Annotated in this window: 24 protein-coding genes; 15 read left to right on the top strand and 9 right to left on the bottom strand. The window is 70.6% G+C overall.

The features are described 5' to 3' along the window. Nucleotides 1–43: 43 nt before the first annotated feature. Nucleotides 44–400 (bottom strand): hypothetical protein, encoded by a 357-nt coding sequence (locus ACTWQN_RS04525; protein WP_443202049.1) that lies wholly within the window; start codon nucleotides 398–400, stop codon nucleotides 44–46. A gap of 147 nt (nucleotides 401–547) precedes the next feature. On the opposite strand from ACTWQN_RS04525, the gene ACTWQN_RS04530 reads away from it, so the two are divergent. Further along, the gene (locus ACTWQN_RS04530) at nucleotides 548–754 is read left to right on the top strand and encodes a hypothetical protein (protein WP_443202050.1); all 207 of its coding nucleotides are present in this window, start codon (nucleotides 548–550) and stop codon (nucleotides 752–754) included. Nucleotides 755–920: 166 nt separating this feature from the next. On the opposite strand, the gene yczE is transcribed toward ACTWQN_RS04530, so the two are convergent. Beyond that, nucleotides 921–1,568, bottom strand: a complete 648-nt coding sequence (gene yczE / locus ACTWQN_RS04535; RefSeq protein WP_443202051.1) for a membrane protein YczE — start codon at nucleotides 1,566–1,568, stop codon at nucleotides 921–923. 61 nt (nucleotides 1,569–1,629) lie between these two features. Here yczE and yczR point away from each other — a divergent pair, with 61 nt between their 5' ends. Then, on the top strand, nucleotides 1,630–3,075 hold the full coding sequence (gene yczR / locus ACTWQN_RS04540) for a MocR-like transcription factor YczR (RefSeq protein ID WP_443202052.1): 1,446 nt from the start codon (nucleotides 1,630–1,632) through the stop codon (nucleotides 3,073–3,075). 258 nt (nucleotides 3,076–3,333) lie between these two features. Here the strand turns inward: yczR and ACTWQN_RS04545 are convergent, their stop codons facing one another. Next, nucleotides 3,334–4,011, bottom strand: coding sequence for a hypothetical protein (locus tag ACTWQN_RS04545; RefSeq protein WP_443202053.1), 678 nt, complete (start codon nucleotides 4,009–4,011; stop codon nucleotides 3,334–3,336). Between the two features lie 271 nt (nucleotides 4,012–4,282). On the opposite strand from ACTWQN_RS04545, the gene ACTWQN_RS04550 reads away from it, so the two are divergent. From ACTWQN_RS04550 to ACTWQN_RS04565, 4 genes are all read left to right on the top strand, one after another. After that, on the top strand, nucleotides 4,283–5,410 hold the full coding sequence (locus ACTWQN_RS04550) for a S8 family peptidase (protein WP_443202054.1): 1,128 nt from the start codon (nucleotides 4,283–4,285) through the stop codon (nucleotides 5,408–5,410). A gap of 78 nt (nucleotides 5,411–5,488) precedes the next feature. Continuing rightward, entirely contained in the window at nucleotides 5,489–6,079 is a 591-nt protein-coding gene (locus tag ACTWQN_RS04555) for an RNA polymerase sigma factor (protein WP_443202055.1), read from the top strand. Continuing rightward, on the top strand, nucleotides 6,076–6,552 hold the full coding sequence (locus ACTWQN_RS04560) for a hypothetical protein (protein ID WP_443202056.1): 477 nt from the start codon (nucleotides 6,076–6,078) through the stop codon (nucleotides 6,550–6,552). Before ACTWQN_RS04555 ends, ACTWQN_RS04560 begins: the two co-directional genes overlap by 4 nt. Next, nucleotides 6,549–9,170, top strand: coding sequence for a CHAT domain-containing protein (locus ACTWQN_RS04565; RefSeq protein WP_443202057.1), 2,622 nt, complete (start codon nucleotides 6,549–6,551; stop codon nucleotides 9,168–9,170). Before ACTWQN_RS04560 ends, ACTWQN_RS04565 begins: the two co-directional genes overlap by 4 nt. Before the next feature lie 220 nt (nucleotides 9,171–9,390). Here ACTWQN_RS04565 and ACTWQN_RS04570 read toward each other — a convergent pair whose 3' ends face one another. Continuing rightward, nucleotides 9,391–10,560 (bottom strand): pyridoxal phosphate-dependent aminotransferase, encoded by a 1,170-nt coding sequence (locus tag ACTWQN_RS04570; protein WP_443202058.1) that lies wholly within the window; start codon nucleotides 10,558–10,560, stop codon nucleotides 9,391–9,393. 231 nt (nucleotides 10,561–10,791) lie between these two features. Here ACTWQN_RS04570 and ACTWQN_RS04575 point away from each other — a divergent pair, with 231 nt between their 5' ends. Beyond that, on the top strand, nucleotides 10,792–11,997 hold the full coding sequence (locus tag ACTWQN_RS04575; RefSeq protein WP_443202488.1) for a DUF445 domain-containing protein: 1,206 nt from the start codon (nucleotides 10,792–10,794) through the stop codon (nucleotides 11,995–11,997). Nucleotides 11,998–12,045: 48 nt separating this feature from the next. Here ACTWQN_RS04575 and ACTWQN_RS04580 read toward each other — a convergent pair whose 3' ends face one another. Beyond that, the gene (locus tag ACTWQN_RS04580; RefSeq protein WP_443202059.1) at nucleotides 12,046–12,591 is read right to left on the bottom strand and encodes a CGNR zinc finger domain-containing protein; all 546 of its coding nucleotides are present in this window, start codon (nucleotides 12,589–12,591) and stop codon (nucleotides 12,046–12,048) included. 100 nt (nucleotides 12,592–12,691) lie between these two features. Here ACTWQN_RS04580 and ACTWQN_RS04585 point away from each other — a divergent pair, with 100 nt between their 5' ends. The 7 genes from ACTWQN_RS04585 (at nucleotide 12,692) to ACTWQN_RS04615 (ending at nucleotide 16,260) form a co-directional block, all read left to right on the top strand. Then, a complete protein-coding gene (locus ACTWQN_RS04585) occupies nucleotides 12,692–12,916 on the top strand; it encodes a hypothetical protein (protein ID WP_443202060.1) in 225 nt (74 codons plus the stop codon). A 95-nt stretch (nucleotides 12,917–13,011) separates the two neighbouring features. Further along, nucleotides 13,012–13,395, top strand: coding sequence for a VOC family protein (locus tag ACTWQN_RS04590; protein ID WP_443202061.1), 384 nt, complete (start codon nucleotides 13,012–13,014; stop codon nucleotides 13,393–13,395). A gap of 111 nt (nucleotides 13,396–13,506) precedes the next feature. Continuing rightward, the gene (locus ACTWQN_RS04595) at nucleotides 13,507–13,911 is read left to right on the top strand and encodes a helix-turn-helix domain-containing protein (protein WP_443202062.1); all 405 of its coding nucleotides are present in this window, start codon (nucleotides 13,507–13,509) and stop codon (nucleotides 13,909–13,911) included. A 5-nt stretch (nucleotides 13,912–13,916) separates the two neighbouring features. After that, nucleotides 13,917–14,579 carry a hypothetical protein gene (locus tag ACTWQN_RS04600; protein ID WP_443202063.1) on the top strand — a complete coding sequence of 221 codons (663 nt, stop codon included), beginning with the start codon at nucleotides 13,917–13,919 and terminating at the stop codon, nucleotides 14,577–14,579. A gap of 64 nt (nucleotides 14,580–14,643) precedes the next feature. Next, complete coding sequence (locus ACTWQN_RS04605) at nucleotides 14,644–14,928, top strand: DUF2516 family protein (RefSeq protein WP_443202489.1); 285 nt, start codon at nucleotides 14,644–14,646, stop codon at nucleotides 14,926–14,928. Further along, entirely contained in the window at nucleotides 14,928–15,668 is a 741-nt protein-coding gene (locus ACTWQN_RS04610; RefSeq protein ID WP_443202064.1) for an alpha/beta fold hydrolase, read from the top strand. The genes ACTWQN_RS04605 and ACTWQN_RS04610 overlap by 1 nt, the downstream gene beginning before the upstream one ends. Before the next feature lie 43 nt (nucleotides 15,669–15,711). Next, nucleotides 15,712–16,260 carry a YbaK/EbsC family protein gene (locus ACTWQN_RS04615; RefSeq protein WP_443202065.1) on the top strand — a complete coding sequence of 183 codons (549 nt, stop codon included), beginning with the start codon at nucleotides 15,712–15,714 and terminating at the stop codon, nucleotides 16,258–16,260. Between the two features lie 108 nt (nucleotides 16,261–16,368). On the opposite strand, the gene purU is transcribed toward ACTWQN_RS04615, so the two are convergent. The 4 genes from purU to ACTWQN_RS04635 all read right to left on the bottom strand — a co-directional run bounded on the left by purU (nucleotide 16,369) and on the right by ACTWQN_RS04635 (nucleotide 19,603). Further along, on the bottom strand, nucleotides 16,369–17,241 hold the full coding sequence (gene purU, locus ACTWQN_RS04620) for a formyltetrahydrofolate deformylase (protein ID WP_443202066.1): 873 nt from the start codon (nucleotides 17,239–17,241) through the stop codon (nucleotides 16,369–16,371). Nucleotides 17,242–17,379: 138 nt separating this feature from the next. Beyond that, nucleotides 17,380–18,123, bottom strand: coding sequence for a maleylpyruvate isomerase family mycothiol-dependent enzyme (locus tag ACTWQN_RS04625; RefSeq protein WP_443202067.1), 744 nt, complete (start codon nucleotides 18,121–18,123; stop codon nucleotides 17,380–17,382). A gap of 33 nt (nucleotides 18,124–18,156) precedes the next feature. After that, a complete protein-coding gene (locus ACTWQN_RS04630; protein ID WP_443202068.1) occupies nucleotides 18,157–19,023 on the bottom strand; it encodes a class I SAM-dependent methyltransferase in 867 nt (288 codons plus the stop codon). Nucleotides 19,024–19,084: 61 nt separating this feature from the next. Continuing rightward, a complete protein-coding gene (locus tag ACTWQN_RS04635) occupies nucleotides 19,085–19,603 on the bottom strand; it encodes a DUF2505 domain-containing protein (RefSeq protein ID WP_443202069.1) in 519 nt (172 codons plus the stop codon). Between the two features lie 37 nt (nucleotides 19,604–19,640). Between ACTWQN_RS04635 and ACTWQN_RS04640 the strand changes: the two genes are divergently transcribed. Then, nucleotides 19,641–20,780, top strand: coding sequence for a UDP-N-acetylmuramate dehydrogenase (locus tag ACTWQN_RS04640; protein WP_443202490.1), 1,140 nt, complete (start codon nucleotides 19,641–19,643; stop codon nucleotides 20,778–20,780). Nucleotides 20,781–20,792 lie beyond the last annotated feature (12 nt).

Consider the following 20,792-nt stretch of genomic DNA (forward strand, 5'->3'; position numbering starts at 1 on the left):
TGCGAAAAGGTCTCCACCGAATTCGGTGGGGACCTTTTTGGTCTCAGTTTTGGTTGTAGTTGGCTTCCTGGAAGTAGATGTTGAGCCGGTCGGGACGTTCTATCGGAGAGCCCCGGTCAGGTGCGCGCGGTTGCGTGATCATCGGCTTGTCGATCGTCGTGCCGAGCCTCGTGGACCCGGAGGGGTAGATTCGCGGCATCATCATCGCCGCGGCCGCGATCCTGGCGTTCGTCTTCGCCAGCCGTGCCGCCAACGGCAATCCGCGGGCGCTGCTCCGGCTCCGCATCGGTGTGGTCATCCGCATCGCCGTCGTCGGCGTGCTTTTCTTGCTGCCACTGCCGCTCTGGATGATCGTCGAGCAAGCAGCCTGCGGAGTGCTGCTGCTCGCGGCAGCCATCATCGTCTTCCGCAAGAGCGTTGGCAGTTGAACCACCTCGTCCCAGGATCGGTCGGGGCTTGGCGGGTTTGGCTCGTGGCTGAGGATCCGGTTCTGACCGGAACAATCACACGCGAGCGGTGGCTGGCTGGGACATGGCAGGATCGAGGCATGTCGGACAACGACGAGCCCGACCTGGTTGGTGGCCCCAACGCGCTGTGCGTCACCTGTGGTGGGCTTCGAAAGCTCAGCGAACCCCGGCTCTACGTCGTGCTGGCGACGGAGGACCTGCAGACCGGCATGACGATGGCCGAATGGCGAACCTGCCCGCAGTGCGAGGGCAAAGGCCATCTGATCGGACTCCGCCCACCGATCTGAGCCTCGCTCGGCGCCGCACCACAGGTGGCGGCTCCCTTGCCGCTGGCATAGGGACGCCCCCGCGCTCAACCGGCCTGGGGGTTACCGGGAGTGCGGGGGCGCCAAGGTCCACCCCTGGGGGTCAGGTGGACGGCCCCCATGCTACTGCGTGGTATCCAAGATGTCTCTAGGGGCAGAGATCTTTTTTCTCGCGGACAGTTGCGAACCGCAAGAAGAACTGGGTCAGTGGTCCGATGGCGAGTGCGTAGAGCACGGTGCCGACGCCGACCGTGCCACCGAGCAGCCAACCGGTGGTGAGCACGCAGAGTTCGATCACGGTGCGGACCACCCGCACCGACCAGCCGGTACGGGCGTGCAGGCCGGTCATCAGGCCGTCCCTCGGTCCTGGTCCCAGCCGCGCACCGACGTACACGGCGGTGGCGATCCCGTTGAGCACGATGGCGGCGATCATCAGAGAGATCTGTCCCAGCAGTGCATCGACCGGCGGAGTCAGCGCCAGCGTGGCGTCCACCGCGACGGCGATGACGACCACGTTGGCGACCGTGCCGATGCCGGGGCGCTGTCGAAGCGGCAGCCAGGCCAGCAGGACCGCGACACCGGTCAGCGCGGTGATCGTCCCGAAGCTCCAGCCCAGTCGTTGCGCCAACCCCTGGTGCAGGACGTCCCACGGGTCGAGGCCCAGTTGGGCGCGCACCATGAAGCCCATGCTGGCGCCGTAGAGCACGAGGCCGCCGAGGAGTTGTCCGAGTCTGGGCAGCGGGCGGGTTCGGATCGAGAGCGGTGAGAGGTCCACGAGTGCTGAGATCGACGCCATGAAGCATTTCTAGGCCTGGATTGGACTTCAAGTCGAGTACCAATTTCGCTAAATTGGATTCATGGTGCTCACTCCGTCGGCACACGTCCACGCTCGGAAGCTCGTCGAGCTGCTCGGCTCCTGGAACGGCGCGGCACGACCGTCCTCCCGGTCGCTGTCCGCCGCGGTTCGGCAGCTGGTGTTGGACGGTCGACTGCCCCCAGGAACCCGGCTGCCCGCCGAACGAGAACTCGCCGATGCTCTCGGGGTCAGCCGAACCCTGGTCGCCCGGATGCTGGAAGGGCTCAGAGCGGAGGGCTTCGTGGCCAGTCGGCGCGGCGCCGGGTCGTGGGTGAAGCTGCCGGACGGCGAGCGCGGCAACGACGCGCACGGCGGTTGGTTCCCGACCGAGGACACCGAGATGCTGAACCTCGCCCACGCCACGCCCAACGGCCCACCGGAGCTGTGCGCGGCGACGGATCGGGCGCGATTGCGGTTCCCCGAGCAGCTGTCCGGCCACGGCTACCAGCCGCACGGACTGCGGGTGCTGCGCGAGCGCATCGCCGAGCGCTACACGAAGCGGGGCCTGCCGACCGGACCGGAGCAGATCCTCGTCACCAACGGTGCGCAGCACGGCTTCGCCCTCGTGCTGCGGATGCTGGTGTCGCCGGGTGAGCGAGTTCTCGTCGAGCACCCCACGTACCCGAACGCGATCGAGGCGATCCGCGGGCTCAACACGACCCCGGTGGCGGTGCCGATGGTCGACGGCGGTTGGGATCTGGAACTGCTCACCGCGAACCTGCGTCAGACGTCGCCGCGGCTGGCCTACCTCATCCCCGATTTTCACAACCCGACCGGCGTCCGGCTGGATGCCGACGGTCGGGCTCGGCTGGGGAGAGCCCTGGCGCGCACCTGCACCACGGCGGTCATCGACGAGACGCTCGTCGACATCGACCTCACCGACGACGAGCCGCCGCCACCGATGGCCGTGTTCACCGACCGGGCGATCCTCGTCGGGTCGGCCAGCAAGTCGTTCTGGGGTGGTCTGCGGTTGGGCTGGATCCGCGCGTCGGAGGAGTTCGTGCAGCGCGCGGTGGTCGGCCGCGCCGCGTTGGACCTGGGCAGCCCGATCCTGGACCAGCTCGTGCTGGCGGAGCTGCTCTGCGTGGCCGACCAGGTGCTGGCGCGTCGGCGGGCCGAGACGATCGAGCGTCGCGCCTGCCTCGTCGCGGCCCTGCGCGAGCACCTGCCGCACTGGAGCTTCCGCGTCCCGGATGGCGGCCTGTCGCTGTGGTGCGACATCGGGGCACCGGTGAGCAGCCGACTCGCGGTGGCCGCCGAGCAGCACGGCGTCCGGGTGGCGCCGGGCGCGCGCTTCTCGGTGCACGGGTCGCTGGAACGCTGGGTGCGACTGCCCTACACGCTGCCGGGCGACCAGTTGGTGGAAGCGATCCGCCGCCTTGCTGCGGCCGCGGCAGCGGTGCATGAAGCCCCTGGTCCCAGTCTCCTCACCGCACCGATCGCCTGAGCGGTCGACCGTCCGTCGGCACGGCCCCTCGTCGTGCCGACGGACGATTCGACCAAGGCGCCGCCCCGGTGCCGCGGGGCATTGCGGCACCGGGGCTCCGGGGAGCCCAGTCCTTGGCGTTCCGGCAGGTCACCGATGTCGCCTTGAACAGGCTGGTGGCGCCCCGATTCCGAGCCGGCCGGGCGCAGACGGCCGGGTCGGAGCTGGTGGGTGCGGATGTCGTCACCAGGGTTACCGCTGGAGCGGTTCGGCGCAGCGTCAGTCGGGCGACGCCGATGGTTCGAAGGCCAGGATGCCGGTCGTCGGCAAGGTTTCCGGATTGGCGGCGCCGACTGCCGCCCGATCGGACAGGTTCGGGCTGCTCGGCAGGATCACCAGCAGGCCGCGCAGTCCGTTGAGCCCGGTGGCCGTCGCGGCGGACAGCGATGTGGCCGGCGGCGAAGGATCCTGCGGTGCCGGGTTCGAACTGTTCAGCGGGGCGGCTTGCGAAGGCGCTGGCGCGTCCGGGGCGCGCGGCTGCGGGATGGTTCGGATGTTCGCCTTGGGGACCGCGGGCGGCTTCGGCAGCGGGGCGGCGCGGCCGAAGCCGAGTGGCTCGACGGCGCGTTGCCGGGCTGGTGGTGGCGTCGTCGATGGCACCGGCGGGGTGCTCTCGGGCTCGTCGACGATGGCCGCGGCCTGATCGGTTTCGTCGATCGGCGTCGGGACCTCGATCTGCGCCGGATCGGGCTGATCGACTTCGGGTGCCGGGGCCGGGTCGAGGACCAGCTGCTCGACCTCGATCTGCGGTTGGTCGATCTCGGGAAGCTCGGTGGCGGCGGCGATCGCCGTCCCGCCGAGCCATCCACCGACGCACAGGCCGCCGACGAAAGCGACCCGAGCCGCGAGCGCGCCGAGCCGCGACCGGGGTCCGCGCAGTGCGCAGATTCCCGTCACGGTCACCACCGCCTGTCGTCGGTCGGGTCCGCGCCGTCGGGCGCGGCATCAGCCTCGGGTTGCGCCGGGATGGTCGGCGCCGTCTGTGGCATTCAACCACCTGCGGTGGCGGTTTCGGGCCATCGACCGCGATGGGCACGGCGGTCGGTCCCGCATTCTCCACGCAATCGGGCGACGAGGAAAGATGCCGGAGCTCGTCGGACGGGTGAGGCGGTGGCCGGTGGCGGCGTGTCCGCTGTGGACGGACCGGTTGCCCGGCACAGTGTCCGGTGTGGATCAGGAACCTGAAATCCGGCTCAGCATCGGCGAACTCCAGCAGATCTGGGCTTCCTACGGGCACGATCTACTGCTGCACGACCCGGGCGGGCGAAGCGAATGCCTGGTCCGGCGCGGCGAGCTCATCGCGTCGGCGAGCGTCCTGGAGCCGGTCCTGGACCGGTACCGCCGGTGGGTCGACGACGTGCAGCACGACGATGACCTGCTGTTGGCCAGGTTGCGGTTGCGCGGCGCGGAGCGGGACCGGTGCGTCGATCTCGCGCGCGAAACCACCGGTGTCGCCGCAAACCACGTGCATTTCGGTTGTCCGGTCATGTTCGGCACACCGGTGATGTTCGGCACCGGAGCGGATCCGCAGGCCGCACGGGTAGTTCCGGAACCACCCGCGCAGCACTGGGATCCGCCGGTCGTGGTGGCGGTGCTGGACACCGGTTGCGATCGGCATCCCTGGTTCCGGGACCGGCCGTGGTTCGAGGCCCTGCCCGAGGTGCTGGACGCTGACGACGATGCCGGTCAGGACCGCCAGGCTGGCCACGGCACGTTCGTCTGCGGTGTGGTGCTGCAACACGCGCCGGGCGCGGTGATCCGCCCGCAGCGGGTGCTTTCGTCGCTCGGGTTCACCGACGACTACACCGTCGCGGCGGGATTGCGTTCGGCGCGGCGTGCCGCCGAGGCGCGCGGCGAACGCATCGATGTCGTCGTCCTGTCGGCCGGATGCCACACCGCCGACGACGAATGTCCGCCGATCCTGTGGGATGAACTGCGCAACTGGCCGGACGCCGTGGTCGTCGCCGCAGCCGGGAACCACGCGTTGAGCAGGCCGTTCTGGCCCGCTGCGGTGCCGTCGGTGGTCGCGGTGGCGGCGACCGGGAGCGACGGCGGCCTGGCCGGGTTCTCCAATTCCGGGCCGTGGGTCGATGCCGCCGCGCCGGGGGTGGACGTGACCAGCAGCTTCGTCCGGATGGGGGCGGACGGCGGGCGCAGTTTCGGTTGTGCGCGTTGGAGCGGAACGTCTTTCGCCGCGCCGCAGGTGGCCGCCGCCGCTGCGAATGCGTTGCGGTCGGGGCGGGGTCCGCGGGAAGCACGCGATCTTGTGAGTCGGCGTTACCCGTTCGAGCGGTAATCGGCGCGAAGTGAATCTGTGAGCACCCCTCGTTCCTCTTATTACGCGGGACGAAAAAAGATCGGAACGGGGAGGTGCGTGATCGTGCACGAGGTCGGGGAGGCCGAGGCCAGCGCGGTGCTGCTGCGCCGCGCGGCGTCCGGCGATCAGCAGGCGTGGCGGGAGCTGGTGGACCGCAATGCGTCGGTGGTGTGGGGAGTGTCGCGCGCGTTCACCACGAACACCGCTGATGCCGAGGACATCTACCAGGCGACTTGGTTGTTGCTGGCGGAGAACCTGGGACGGCTGCGAGAGCCGGAGTCGCTGTCCGGATGGTTGGTGACCACCGCGCGCCGGGAGTCGATGCGGTTGCGCCGGGCGCGGCAACGGGAATCGCCGGTCGGTTTGGACACCGGTGACTTCGGGCCGCCGGATCACGCCGAGAACCCGGAGCACAAGGTGCTGCGCGCGATGACGAGTTCGCGTCTGGCGCAGTCGTTCGCCCAGTTGCCGCAGCGCTGCCAGCAGTTGCTGCGAGTGCTCGCCGTCGCGCCGGAGGCGAGTTATTCCCAGGTCAGCCAGGCCTTGGGAGTGCCAAGGGGCACGATCGGTCCGAAGAAGAGCCGCTGTTTGGCGGAATTGCGGCGACGCATGCTCGCCGCCGAGGTGCCGGAGGAGGTGGCGGGATGAACCAGAGGATGCCAGCGGAACTGCGACGGTTGCGGGAACTTTTCCAGTCCTGCGATCCGATTCCCGAGCATGCCCTGACGGGCGCGTACGCGGCCGTGCGGCAGCGATCGGCGGACCGCGATTCGGAGGTGCTGAAGCTGGTCGGCGATTCGGCGGAGTCGATGGCCAGCGTGCGCGCGTCCGGACGGCCGGAGCCGCGGGTGCTGACGTTCGCGATGCCGGGCCGGGTGCTGGAGATGGATCTGATCCCGACCGTGGGCGGCCAGTACCGGGCGTCTGGAATGGTGCTGAACCGGGCCGGGCAGGCGCCACCCGTCGGTGAGGTCGTGCTCCGCCATCCGGGTGGGGAGTGCTCGGGTTCGTTGGACGAGCACGGTGCGTTCCGGGTGGCCGATGTGCCGCGCGGTCCGCTGAGCGTGGTGTTCCGGCCGGTTCGGTCGGCGCCCGCCGTCGCGGATTGGCTGGTCTGTTGAGCGCCGGGACGGCGGTGGCGCCGCCAGATGCGATCGAGGCCGCGCTGTGGTGGCGGGACAACGTCAGCGCGGCCCCGGAATCCGCCATGCGCAAGGCGGAGGAGCTGCTCGCGGGCACTGGCGACGTCGAGTTGCGGGTGCTGGCCCGGCACATCGCGGCGCTGGCCGCCGTGGAGCGGGGTCGGGTCAAGCAGGCGCACCGGCACGCCCGGCTCGGGTTGGCCGCCGCGCACCGGGCTGGGCAGCCGCAGCGGGCCGCGCAGCTGCGGCTCACGCTCGCGTGGATCGAGCTGGAACGCGGCGCGACCAGTGGCAGCTGGGCGCACTTGGTGGCTGCGGAGCCGCACCTGCCTGCGGCCGACCGGGCCCGGGAGGTTTGCCTGCGTGGTCTGCTGCACTGCCAGGCCGGCCAGCACCGCGAAGCGCGGGCGGAGTTGACCCGGGCGTTGCGGAGCCTGTCGGCCGACGACGATCGCCGCTGGATGGCGAACGCACTGCTGGGGCGCGGGCTGGCGAACCTGTACACCAACAGGTTGGTCGCCGCGGAGGCTGATTTGGCCGCTGCGGAAGGGGTTTTCGCCTCGGACGGCCGAGCGGCTCGGGCGGCGGCGTGTCGGCACAACCGGGGTTGCGTCGCGTTCCGGGCCGGGGACCTGCCGCTGGCGCTGCGGTTGTTCGAGGAGGCGCTGGCCGCCGGGTTGGACGTCAAGTCGAATCCGGAGGCGCTGGTGGACCGGGCGGAAGCGCTGGCGGCGGCCGGGTTGGCCGATGAAGCCCGCGCCGCTATGCAGCAGGCGGCAAACCGGTTGGCGGCCTGCGGCCGGGCTGGTCAGCTCGCCGAAACCAGGCTCGCGCTGGCCGACTGCGCGCTGCGCGACGGCGACCCGGCTGCCGCCGCAGAGGCCGCCAGCGGCGCTCGCCGGTTGTTCCGCGCCCAGCGCCGGCCTGCCTGGGCGGCGCTGGCGACGGCCACCGGGTGGCAGGCGAGGTTGCGCGGTGGACACTGCTCCCGCTACGCGCTCGCGGCGGCGCGGCGAGCCGCTGCGGCGTGCGAGGAGTTCGGCTGGATCGGACCTGCGGCCGAACTCCGGCTCACTGCGGGACGATGTGCGGCGCAAGCCGGAATGCGCACCTTGTCCCGCAAGTTCTTCGCGCTGTGCACGCCGCTGCGGGACGCGGCTGCGGCGGCTCCGCAGCACCGGGCCCTGGGCTGGTTGGCCGATGCCTTGTTGGCCGACCAGGACGCGGATCCGGACCGGCTGTTCGACGCGTGCCGGGGTGGTCTGCAGGCGGTGGACAGCCAAGCGGTCGGCATGGCGGCCTTCGAGCTGCGGGTGCATGCCTGCGGTTTGGCGGGCGAACTGGGCGATACCGCAGTGGGTGCCGCGCTGCGCACTGGTGATCCGCGGTTGGTGTTGCGCTGGACCGAGCGGTCGCGGGCCAGTGCACTGCACCGCCGGGCGCTGCGGCCACCAACGGATCCGAGGCTGAATTCGGCGTTGGTGCGGCTTCGCACCGCGGTGCTGGCGGCGCAGCGCAGCCGCGATCCGAAGCAGACCTTGACCACCATCGCGGAGTTGGAAGAGCAGGTCCGCCATCGCGCGGTGCTGGTGGAAGGCCGCACCAGCGGCCTGCGCACGCCGGGCGGGATCGACGAGGTCATCGCGGAACTCGGTGATTCGGTGCTGCTCAGCCTCTTCACCCATGACGGCCGGTTGTTCGCGGTGTCCATTGTGGATGGATATGTCGGGTTGCACGTGCTGGGTCCGGAGGTGAGTGCGGAAAGCCACGCGGCGCGGCTCCGGCACCTGCTCGCGCGGCAGGCGACGGGGACCGCACCGCGCGCGGCGCCCACCTTCGAGATGGGCGCGCGTCACGCGGCCGAGGAACTGCAAGCGCAGTTGCTGGCTCCGGTGCTTCCCGCATTGGAGCAGGGCCGCTCGCTGGTGGTGATCCCGACCGGGCGCCTGCATGCGCTGCCGTGGGCGGCACTGCCCGCGTGCCGTGGTCGCAGCGTGACCGCGAGTCCGTCGCTGCGGTGCTGGTTGCGGGGTGCGCTGGACGCCCGAGCCGCTGACCGGGCCGGTGCGTCGGTGTGGGTCGCGGGCCCCGGTCTGCGACACGCCGAGCGGGAGGTTCGGGGACTGCACGGGATCGCGGGCGGGCGACTGCTGGTCGGGGCGGACGCCACCACGGAACGAGTGCTATCCACAGTGGATGGAGCTGCGACGGTGCACATCGCCGCGCACGGCTGGTTCCGGGATGACCAGCCGCTGTTGTCCTGCGTGGATCTCGCCGACGGTCCGCTGTACGCGTACGACCTGGACCGGCTGCACCGCGGCCCCACCACTGTGGTGCTGTCGGCGTGCGATGTGGGCAGATCGGTGGTCAGCCGAGGCGATCAGGTCAGCGGGCTGGCGGCCACCCTGCTCGGTCGCGGCACCGCGACGGTGATCGCCAGCGTGGTGCCGGTACCGGACGAGCGAACGGCCAGCGTGATGGTGTCGCTGCACCGGGCGCTGCGCGAGGGTTGTCCCCCGGCGGCCGCACTCGCCACGGCGCAGGCGGAGCACGGCGAGACCGGATTCGTCTGCCTCGGATACGGGGGTGATCGATGAGCAGAGACACCCGGCTGAGAGACACCTGACTGCCGTAGCAGGCCCCGCGCGGCCCTGCGGGCGGCGCGGAACCCGCAACGAGATCTGCGAACCTGCCGCACGCGGAAAGCGGCCAGGAGCAACGTCTGAATGGGGACGTCCACGCGAGGCGCGAAGGCGATCGCAGCTGCGCGGCGTGCGCCCACCGGGCCGCACGCCCGTGCTGACCTGCTCGGCTGCGCTAGCGGAGCTTGTGCAGGCGGCGGATCGCTTCGTCGAGGACCTCGTCGCGCTTGCAGAAGGCGAAGCGCACCAGGTGCTTGGTGTCGTGGGGGTTGTCGCAGAAGACCTGCACCGGGATCGCGGCGAGCCCGATGCGCTCCGGCAGCGAGCGGCACAGCTCGGCACCATCTTCGAAGCCCAGCGGCCGGACGTCGGTGCAGATGAAGTAGGTGCCCTCGCTGGCCAGCACGCCGAAGCCGGCCTCGGCCAGTCCCTCGGCGAGGCGGTCCCGCTTGCGCTGGAGGTTCCGGCACAGCTGCTCGACCCAGTCGAGCTCGTTGCGCAGCGCGTGCGCGGCGGCGGGCTGGAACGGCGCACCGCCGACGAAGGTCATGAACTGCTTGGCGGCGCGCACGGCGGCGACCAGTTCGGCCGGACCGCAAGCCCATCCGATCTTCCAGCCGGTGGCGCTGAAGCTCTTGCCGATGCTGGAGATCGACAGGGTCCGCTCCGCCATGCCGGGCAGGGTGGCCAGCGGGTGGTGTTCACGACCGTCGAAGATCAGGTGCTCGTAGACCTCGTCGGTGATGGCGATCACGTCGTTGTCGCGGCAGACCTCGGCGATCGCGGCCAGCTCGGCGTCGGTGAACACGGTGCCGGTCGGGTTGTGCGGCGAGTTCAGCACCAGGGCGCGGGTCTGCGGGCCGACGGCGGCGCGCAGCGCGGCCAGGTCCAGCCCGAAGCGGTGGTCGGCGCCCTGTCGCAGCGGGACCGTCCGGCGCACCCCGCCAGCCATCGCGACGGCGACCGGGTAGGAGTCGTAGTAGGGCTCGATGAGCGCGACCTCGTCGCCGGGCTCGACCAGGGCGAGCATCGCGGCGGTCAGCGCCTCGGTCGCGCCGACGGTGACCAGCACCTCGTCCTCCGGGCGGTGCTCGATGCCGTAGCGCGCCCGGCGGTGCTCGGAGATCGCGGCGCGCAGGTCTGGTTCGCCAGCGCCCGGCGGGTACTGGTTCACGCCGCCCGCGATCGCCTCCTGCGCGACCCGGAGCATGCCCTCGGGGCCATCGGTGTCCGGGAAGCCCTGGCCGAGGTTGACCGCACCGGTCCGCCGGGCCAGCTCGGTGATCTCGGCGAAGATCGTGGACGTGAACGGCTGCAACCGGCTGGTGAGAGCAGGAGTACGCACGCCTGCGCAGCGTAGTCGAAATCGCGGGCTGGTTTTGCCTTGGCGGTCACCTGGTGGAACACCACTTCGACCGGGATCTCCGACCGGCGGGACCGTCGGCCGGGTGTGCTGGGCGTTGATCGGCAGCCGCTCGGTCCGGTATCGGCGCGGGTACTCGGTGAACGCTGCCACAATCGTGATGTGCAGCCGACAGCGGTTTCCGACAGTGACAAGCGCCGTGGCCTGCGGCGGATGAAGGCGGTGGCGGGCGGTTTCCTGCTGCTGGCCACCCTGATCTACGTGGTGGCCCGCTGGCAGGAGAACGACGGCGCCGCCTGGGCGGGATATGTGCGGGCCGCCGCCGAGGCGGGCATGGTCGGTGCGTTGGCGGACTGGTTCGCGGTCACCGCGCTGTTCCGGCGGCCGCTGGGGCTGCCGATCCCGCACACCGCGATCATCCCGACCCGCAAGGACGTGATCGGCCGCAGCCTGGGCGACTTCGTCGGCTCCAACTTCCTGTCCGAGCAGGTCGTGCGGGACAAGCTGCGCCGCGCGGCGATCAGCCGTCGGCTCGGCGGCTGGCTCGACGACGCCGACCACGCCGAGCGCGTCACCTCGGAGTTGGCCACCGCGGTCCGCGGGGCCGTGCAGGTGCTGCGGGACGAGGACGTGCAGGCCGTGCTGGAGCAGGCGGTGGTGCGCAAGGTGCTCGCCCAGCCGTGGGGACCGCCGCTGGGCCGGATCCTCGGCCAGGTCTTCGCCGACGGTTCGCACCACAAGCTGGTCGACCTGATCTGCGACCGGGCCTACGACTGGGTGCGGGACAACCACGACACCGTGCTGCGCGTGGTCAGCCAGCGCGCGCCGTCGTGGTCGCCGAAGTTCTTCGACGCCATCGTGGCGGACAAGATCTACGCCGAGGTGCTGTCCTTCGCCTGGGCGGTCAAGACCGACCCGGAGCACCAGATGCGCAAGGCCGTCGACCGGTTCCTGGTCGAGTTCGCGCACGACCTGCAGCACGATCCGAAGACGATGGCCAAGGCCGAGCAGATCCAGCAGCAGGTGCTGGAGCACCCGGAGGTGCAGAACCTGGTCTCCTCGGCGTGGGGCACCGCGAAGAAGATGCTGCTGGATGCCGCCGAGGACCCGTCCAGCGAACTGCGGGTGCGGGTGCGCGACGGGCTGCGTTCGCTGGGGCGCCGGTTGGTCGACGAACCCGAACTGCAGTCCAAGGTGGACGGTTGGCTGGAGGGTGCCACGGTGTACGTGGTGTCCAACTACCGCGACGAGCTGACCACCCTGATCACCGACACGGTGGAGCGCTGGGACGCCCAGGAGACGTCGCGCAAGATCGAGCTCCAGGTCGGCCGCGACTTGCAGTTCATCCGCATCAACGGCACGGTCGTCGGTGCCCTCGCCGGGCTGCTGATCTACACCGTGACCCAGCTGTTCATCTGAGCGCCTGCCGTTGACGTCCGCTGTGCGCCGACCCGGCGCGCGATTCGCTCAGGCGGTGGTGTGGCGCTCGCGCCAGGAGCGGGCCTTCTCGCGGTTCCCGCACACCCGCATCGAGCACCAGGTGCGGGAGCGGTTGCGGGAGCGGTCGTAGAACGCCCACAGGCAGTCTTCGGCCGGGCAGATCTTGATCCGATCCCAGTGCCCGGTGTGCACCAGGCGGGCCGCCGCGACCAGCACGCTGCCGAGCGCGTCGACCCCGGTCAGCGTCGGGATCCCGTTGTGCAACCGGACTTGCACCGGCCAGGCCGTTTCGAGTGCCGCCGGTGGTCGGACGCCGTAGGACACCGAGGTGCGCATGGTGTCGCGGATATCGCGCGCCGCATCAACGCCGGGTGCCTTGCCCAGGTCCTGATCGATGCACCACTGCTGCCACTGCCCGGGATCGGCCAGGATCTCGGTGCCCTTCTCGGCGTCGCAGGTGTTCAGGAAAGCCAGGACTAGCTCGATGTCGTGGTCGAAGTCGTGTTCGACCACCTCCAGGGACGACGGGCGGTCCACCTCCGGAGCGACAGCTCTGCTGTTCACGAACACCATCGTAAGCCAATAGGGGGTTGCGCCGAACTGATCTAACCTGCATAGTTCTGATACTGGTTACTAACCATTAAAACGGATTAGCGGGTTAAGGGGCTTGGTGATGAATCCGTTCCAGATGGATCCGCTCGAACCGGGTCGGACCGGTCGCGAGTTGACCGCGGCCGCCGCCAAGAGGGCGGAGATCGAGCAGGCCCTGCGGGAAGGGGGTCGGCTCCGGCCCGGCTGGCTCGACCGGTTCGCCAACTGGTGGGCCGGGGCGACCGAGGAACTGCGGCCGGGTGCGGCGCTGGACCCCGGTCCGGCCCCGCGAGGTTGCGTCAACTGACCACCGGGTGCTTGCTTCGCGGCGACCGAACTTCGCGCAACTCGGAACACGAGTCCGAGGACAGCCACTGAAACCAGCCATTGCGAGGAGTGACGATGACTGCGCTGCGACTGACGGCTTTCGCGATCGACTGCCCGGACCCGCGGGCGCTGGCCGAGTTCTACGGGCGACTGCTGGGCTGGGCGGTGGATGAGGCCGAGTCCGACGACGACTGGGTCGAGCTGGTGGATCCTGCCGGTGGCGCGCCGCTGGCCTTCCAGCGCGATTCGGGCTACCGGCCGCCGACCTGGCCCAGCCGCGAGGTGCCGCAGATGATGCACCTGGACATCCGGGTGTCGACCCTTGCCGAGGGGCACGAACGGGCGCTCGCGGCGGGCGCGACCCCGTTGCCGCAGCCCGCTGACCAGCGGGACGCGCGATTCCGGGTGTACGCCGATCCGGTCGGCCACCCCTTCTGCATGTGCGCCTGCCGGGAGTGATGCGCTTCGACCTGACGCGCGGTGTTCTTCCCCGATCGAGTGCAAGCAGGGTGCTTGCAATAGCTAGCACGCGTGGCTATCGTGGTTGGTGACCGGAAAGGTGCTCGCCCGATGGAGCGTGTGGACAAAGCCGTCAACAAGGCCGTGAACCAAGCGGTCAGCGACCTCGGGGGCTACATCCGGACGCAACGCAACAACGCCCAGATCTCGTTGCGGCAGCTGGCGAAACTCGCCGGTGTGTCGAACCCGTACCTGAGCCAGGTCGAACGCGGGTTGCGCAAGCCGAGCGCGGAGATCCTGCAGCAGATCGCCAAAGGTCTGCGGATCTCCGCCGAAGCGCTCTACGTGCAGGCCGGGATCTTGGAGCGCCGCGAGAGCGGGCCGGTGGTGGACGCGATCCTCGCCGACCCGGAGCTGAACGAGCGGCAGAAACAAGTGCTTCTGGACATCTACGCCTCGTTCCGGCGGGAGCAGGACACCGCGACCGGCGGGGACACCGAGCAATCCGAGGAGTAATCGCAATGTCGGCTTTCCCGAAGACCGAAGACATGACCAAGGTGCGCGAGCAGGCCGCGCACGCCCTGGGCGAGGCCGTCGAGCAGGCCCGCACCCCGCTGCTCGCCGCGCTCGGCGCTGGCGACGTCGCCGCCAAGACGCTGGCGGAAGCGGTCAGCAAGATCCGCACCGAGCTGGGTGAGCGTGCCGAGTCCGCGCGCCACGACCTGCCCGCCGACCTGGGCGAACTGCGCGACAAGTTCGACCCGGCCGAGCTGCGCAAGCGCATCGATGCCTACAGCGAGTCGGCCAAGCAGCTCTACGACTACCTGGCGGAGCGCGGCGAGGAGACGCTGCACCGGTTGCAGTCCCAGCCGCAGGTCAAGAAGGTCTGGGACCAGGTGGGCACCGCGCAGGGCAAGGTTGAGGAGACCGTCGACGAGGTCCGCGATTTGGCCGACGACGTGCTCGGCAAGGTCAGCCGCCCATTCACGACCGCGGAGAAGCCCGCCGAGAAGCCCGCCGAGAAGCCTGCTGAGGAGCCCGCCAAGGCCGAGGCGCCAGCAGCCGAGCCCGCCGCGAAGACCAGCACGGCAACCCGGACCGCGGCGCGCAAGACGACCGCCAAGTCGAGCGCCCCGAAGACCAACTCGAAGAAGCCTTCGACCAGCAAGCCCAACGAGAACTGACGCCAGACCGGTGCCCTCGCCTGCTGCGAGCACGTAGGGTGGGCGCGTGGGAATTTCCGGCGACATGGCGTTGTACCAGTGGATCCTGACGGTCATCTGGCTTGCAGGCATCCCGGTCGGTGTCTTCGCGTTCGTGCATGCGGCGTTGCAACGAGCTGACGCCTTCACCGCTGTGGACAAGCTGAACAAGCTGGCCTGGGTGGGCATCACCGGCGCTGCCGCGCTGCTGCTCATCGTCAGCTACCAGGGGCCGTACGGGATCATCTGGATCGCCGGGCTGGTCGCCGCCCTGGTCTACATCGTCGACGTCCGGCCCAGGTTGAAGGAAATCCAGCGACGGTCCTGGTAGTGGACGTCCGCTGGCGGGCACACGGTCGCGGCGCCCCGGTAACCCTGGTCGTGCCCGGGCTGGGCGCCACCGAGGGCGAAGCCCGCATTCCGGCATCCGGGCTGCGCGGGACTCGTGTCGTCCTCACATTGCCCGGTCACGGCGATGCCGCCGATGCGCCGCCGCACTACTGGAACTACGCCGCGGTCGCGGCGGATGTCCTCGCGGTGGCCGATGAAGTCGGGGCACGGCGCGCGGTCGGCGTTTCGCTCGGCGCGGGCGCGTTGACCCGCATCGCCGCCGATCATCCGGACCGGTTCGACCGGCTCGCACTGCTGCTGCCCGCCGCGTTGGACCGGTCTCGCGGGACGGCTGCGAGGAAGTCTTTCCAGCGGCTGGCCACCGCCGTCGCGGCTGGTGACGGCGGTGTGGCCGTGCGGGAGGTCCTGGCCGCGGAGGTTCCGGCTGGCATCGACGTCGGCGACTACGTCGACCGCCGCGCCGAGGCGTTGCTGCGGCTGGCGGATGCGCTCCGCGAACTGCCGGAGCAGGTCCCGGTGCCGGATGCCACGGCCCTCGCCGCGGTCCGGTCGGACGTGCTGGTCGTCGGCGCGACCGACGACCCGCTGCACCCGGTCGAGGCGGCGACGGCGACGGCCGTGGCGTTTTCCCGCGCCAGGTTGGAGATCCTGCCGTCGTCCGCGCCGATGCTCACGCACCGCCAGGAGTTGCGTCGGCTGCTGGTGGACTTCCTGAACTGAACCTGCTTTCGGTGCGTTCGAACCGGTTCGTATTGTCGAGGGCATGGGTGTTGATTGGTCGGTGGCGGCCGGAACTTTGGACGTGACCTCGGCGCTGGAGCGCCTCGAACTGCTCGCCGAACCCGTTGCGGCGGTGGTTCGCGAACTCGACGACGAGCGGATCGGGGTCACCGAGATCGACCCGGAACTGGCGGACACCGCCGCGTTCTGCGAGCGGTACGGCTCGCCGCTGGAGTTGTCGGCGAACTGCGTGGTGGTCGCGGGCAAGCGGGGCGGTGCGGTGCGCTACGCCGGGTGCGTGGTGCTGGCCACCACCCGCGCCGACGTCAACGGCGTGGTCAAGCGGCGGCTGGACGTGCGCAAGGCGTCGTTCGCGCCGATGGACGACGCGGTGCGGCTCAGCGGTATGGAATACGGCGGGATCACGCCGTTCGGGCTGCCAGCAGACTGGCCGATCCTGCTGGCCCCGGAGGTGGCCGAGGCCCCAGCCGTGGTCGTCGGCAGCGGGGTGCGCCGCAGCAAGATCATCACGCCGGGCGAGGTCCTGGCCTGGTTGCCCGGCGCCGAGGTCCTGGAGGGCCTGGGCCGCTGAGTCGCGGGTGCGGGCTCCAGCGGATTCACCCGGCTGGCGTCCGGTGAGTGGAGCTCTGGTCGGGTGGAAGTGCCGTTCACCCGGGGCTTTTCACCCCGCTCGCGATGGTCAGAAGACGACGGTGCGGCGGCCGTGCACCAGGACGCGGTCTTCGAGGTGCGCGCGCAGGCCGCGGGCCAGCACGATCTTCTCGATGTCCCGGCCCTTGCGGACCATGTCGGCGACGTCGTCGGTGTGGTCCACGCGGATCACGTCCTGCTCGACGATCGGCCCGGCATCCAGCTCCGCGGTCACGTAGTGGCAGGTCGCGCCGATCAGCTTCACGCCGCGCTCGTACGCCTGGTGGTACGGGCGGGCCCCGGCGAACGACGGCAGGAAGCTGTGGTGGATGTTCAGCGCCCGACCGGTCCACGCCTCGCACAGCTCGGGCGGCAGTACCTGCATGAAGCGGGCCAGCACGATCGCGTTCGGGTCCTGCTTCTCGACGAGCTCGCGGACCTGCTGGAACGCCGCGGCTTTCGCGTCCGGGCCGGTGCCGAAGGGCACGTGGTGGAACGGGATGCCGTGCGCCTCGGTGATCGGACCGAGATTCGGGTGGTTGCCGATGACCGCGCGCAGTTCGACGTCGAGCTCCCCGGACCCGATGCGGCCGAGCAGGTCGTGCAGGCAGTGGCTCTCCTTCGACACCAGGATCACCACGCGCCGCCGCTGCCCGGTGTCCGACACCCGCCAGTCGGTGCGGCTGCCCAGCTCATCGGCGACCGCGGCGAACCGGCGCCGCAGCTCGTCGATGCCGAACGGCAGCGAATCGGCGCGGACCTCCTGCCGGGTGAAGAACCATCCGGTGTTGGGGTCGGTGTGGTAACCGGCCTCGACGATCCAGCCGCCGTGCTCGGCGAGGAAGGTGCCGATGCGGGCGACGATCCCGGTGCGGTCCGGGCAACCCAGGCGGATGACGAAGCGGCGTTCCGAAGGACTCACAGTCGACCATTGTCCCAGGTAGCAAGGGCTGCGCAGCGCATCGCCCTCGCCTCGGCGCGGCCGACCAGCCCTGGTGGGTGGGCGATTTCGCGTGAAATCGCCCACCCACACGCAAGGTGGGGCCAGCCAGAACTGCTGTCAGCGACCGGAGACGAGGTTGGCGAGGGCGGTGTTGCCGGTGATCAGGGCGGTGCTCGGGCGGCCCCAGACCCGGCGGTACACCGCGTCGGCGGTCCCGGCCACCGTCGCGTCGACCTCCAACGCGGCATCGGTCGGCGCCCCGGCCACCGGCGGCTTGCCCGGTTGGTACTCGACCAACCACGCGCGACCCGCGTCCGGAGCGTGGTAGAGCACCTTCCCCGCCAGCTCCTGCTCCGCCCACTTGCCGGCCACCGGCATGATCACGGTGAGCATCTCGTCGATGCCGTCGGCGGCCAGCTCCGGATCGAAGATCAGGTCGTGCACGTGGTCCGGGCCGAGCCCGGCGAGCGCGTGCTCGGCGTCGAGGCGGTGGATCGCCGTCTCGTGCGCCATCCGCCGGGTCCAGCTCGCCGCCGTGCCATCGGGGAAGAACGACCACACCGGACGTGTCGGGTCCGATGTGGACAGTTTGTGCAGCAGGTTCGCCAGGCGGTCGTCCCACCAGGTCAGCGCATCGTCGAAGTCCGCGGGCGGGCGCTCCGGTCGCGGCCGTTCGGCGCCCGGTTCCAGCTCCAGGGCGAGCGCCACGCTGGCGTACACCCGAGCCAGGTGCTGCACCAGCCTTCGGACGTCCCATTCGGGACATGTCAATACCTTGGCGTCGGGACCGGCCTGGACCACGGCCCCGCGGAACGCCGCAGCCTGTGCGCGGAATGCGCGGTGGTGGAAGTCACTCTCCATGCCCCCACCGTAGGAGTTCTGGCCGTGATCAGATCAATGAAATTTCGGTGCGACCGCCGACCAGTCGACGGTGAGTTCCCCCAGCCGCCACCGCTGGCGTCGATCCAGCACCGGCCAGCCCAACTCGGCGAACAATTGCGCGGTGTGCGCCCACCGGGCGCGCGGCCCGAACGGCGCCATCGGCGCGGCTTTCGCCCAGCAGGCATCGAGTTCGGCGAGCAGCGCGTGCACCTTCTCGCCCGCTGCGTTGCGGTGGATCAGGGTCTTGGGCAGTCGCTCGGCGAGATCCGACGGCCGTTGCAGGTCGGCGGGCAGGCAGGCCAGCGTCAGCGTTCGCGGCCCGCTGCGGTCCAACGTCACCCAGCAGCAGCGCCGCCCGATCTCGTCGCAGGTCCCCTCCACCAGCAGCCCGTCCGGCGCCAGCCGGGAACACAGCTCATCCCAGGCCCGCCACGCCTCCGGCTCGGTGTACTGGCGCAGCACGTTCAACGCCCGCACCAGCGCGGGTCCGTCGAAATCGCGCACCCCGGCGGCCAGTCCGGCCAACTCGAACCCGCCGCGGCGGAACTCCAGCGCGGGCGGATCGGCGACGAGCTTCCCGGCCGCGACCCGGTCCGCGTCGATCTCCAGCCCGACCACCCGCGCGTCCGGCCGCAGCGGGCGCAGCCGCGCCGCCAGTTCCACCGTGGTCACCGGGGTCGCGCCGTAGCCGAGGTCGATGACCACCGGTTCCGCGGCGTCGCGCAGCGCGCGAGCCACCCACGGCGTGCCGACGATCCAGCGGTCGATGCGCCGCAGCCGGTTCGGGTTGGTGGTGCCGCGAGTGGGCATGCCCAGGGCGCGAGCCCGACCAGCGGCGAGCCGAGGCGCCCGTTTCCCGGGGCGTGTTCCCGACGTCATTTCGCGCAGGTGCCCCCGAAACCGCAGCGCAGGTGCCGTCGCGGTGCGCCGATCGTCGGCATCATCCCCGGCGGGCCAGCCACTCGGTGGTGAAGCGCTCCTCGTCGGCGAGCAGCTTCTGCACCCGGTCGGCGACCAGGTCCTCCAGCTTGCCGCCCAGGAACGGGACGTTCACCCGCACGCTGCCGGACACCACGAACTCGCTGATCGCGGACCCGGCGGGTTCGGCCAGGTCGCGCAGCCACATCGAGCCGGTGATCGAGCACGGCGCACCGGCGATCTCGGCGGCGATCTCACCGGTGTAGTGACCGTCCTCCTCCCGCCGCCACGACTCGCTGCGGTCGATCGTCAGGTCGCCGCCCACCACGGTGCGGGCCACCGACGGCAGCGAGTCGGCTGACACGCCGTGGCGCATCTGGAACCGCGCGCCATCCTCGGTCGCCACGTGCTGCACCAGCGCGGCGTGCGAGCCGCCGAGCTCCTGCAGCCGGTCGGTGAGGTAGTCGATGTCGATCAGCGCCTCGTACACCCGGGCGGCGGGCCACTCGGAGGTGCTTCGGTGCTCGATGCGGCGTGCCATGCAGCGGAGGTTACCTTTGGCAACCGTGAACCCATCCATGTCCGGTGCCGAAGAGGTGCGCGAAGACACTTCGTCGCCCGGCGCATCCGCAAACGGGTTGCCCAGCGAATCCGCTGTCGGCGACCTGCCGCTGGCTGGCTACACCACACTGCGGCTGGGCGGACCGGCGACCGGTCTGGTCCTCGCCCGCCAGCCCGACGAGCTGACGGCGGCGGTGCGGGCCGCCGATGCCGGTGGACACCGGCTGCTGGTGCTCGGCGGTGGTTCGAACGTGGTGGTCGCGGACCAGGGCTTCGCCGGTCACGTCGTGCGGATCGCCACCAAGGGCCGCCGCTACGACAGCGTCGGCGACGGGCTTGTCCAGCTCACCGCGGAGGCGGGCGAGGACTGGGACGAACTGGTGGCCGACACGGTCCGCCAAGGCCTGGGCGGGTTGGAATGCCTGTCCGGTATCCCCGGCCTGACCGGGGCCACTCCGGTGCAGAACGTCGGTGCCTACGGCGTCGAGGTGTCCGAGCTGCTGGTCTCGGTCGATCTGCTGGACCGCCGCAACGGGCGGGTGCGGACGATCCCGGCCGGTGACCTGGGGCTGACCTACCGCAACAGCGTGCTCAAGCACAGCGACGACGCGGTGGTGCTGCGGGCCCGGTTCCTGCTGCGCGACGGCGGTCTGTCCGCCCCGATCAAGTACGCCGAACTCGCCCGCACGCTGGACGCGGAACCGGGCACGCGGGTCGACGTGGCCAGCGCCCGCGAGGCGGTGCTGGCGCTGCGCCGCGGCAAGGGAATGGTGCTCGACGCGGGCGACCACGACACCTGGAGCGCGGGCTCGTTCTTCACCAATCCGGTCGTCGACCCCGCTGACCTGCCCGAAGTGCTGGCCCGCATCGCCGCCGAAGTCGGCTCGGACCAGCGGGTGCCGCAGTACCCGGCGGAGGGTGGCGGGACCAAGCTGTCCGCGGCGTGGCTCATCGAACGCGCCGGGTTCGCCAAGGGTCATCCCGGCCCTGGCGGGCGGGTGCGGCTGTCCACCAAGCACACCCTCGCGCTGACCAACCGCGGCGCCGCCACGACCCGCGACCTGCTAATTCTTGCGCGTGAAGTTCGGGACGGAGTACGCGTGGCCTTCGGCGTTTCGCTGGCACCGGAGCCGGTGTTGGTGGACTGTTCGCTGTAGCAGCCGAAGAGC

Origin of the sequence: Saccharopolyspora antiqui (assembly GCF_052246905.1) — a bacterium.
Taxonomy (GTDB): Bacteria; Actinomycetota; Actinomycetes; order Mycobacteriales; family Pseudonocardiaceae; genus Saccharopolyspora.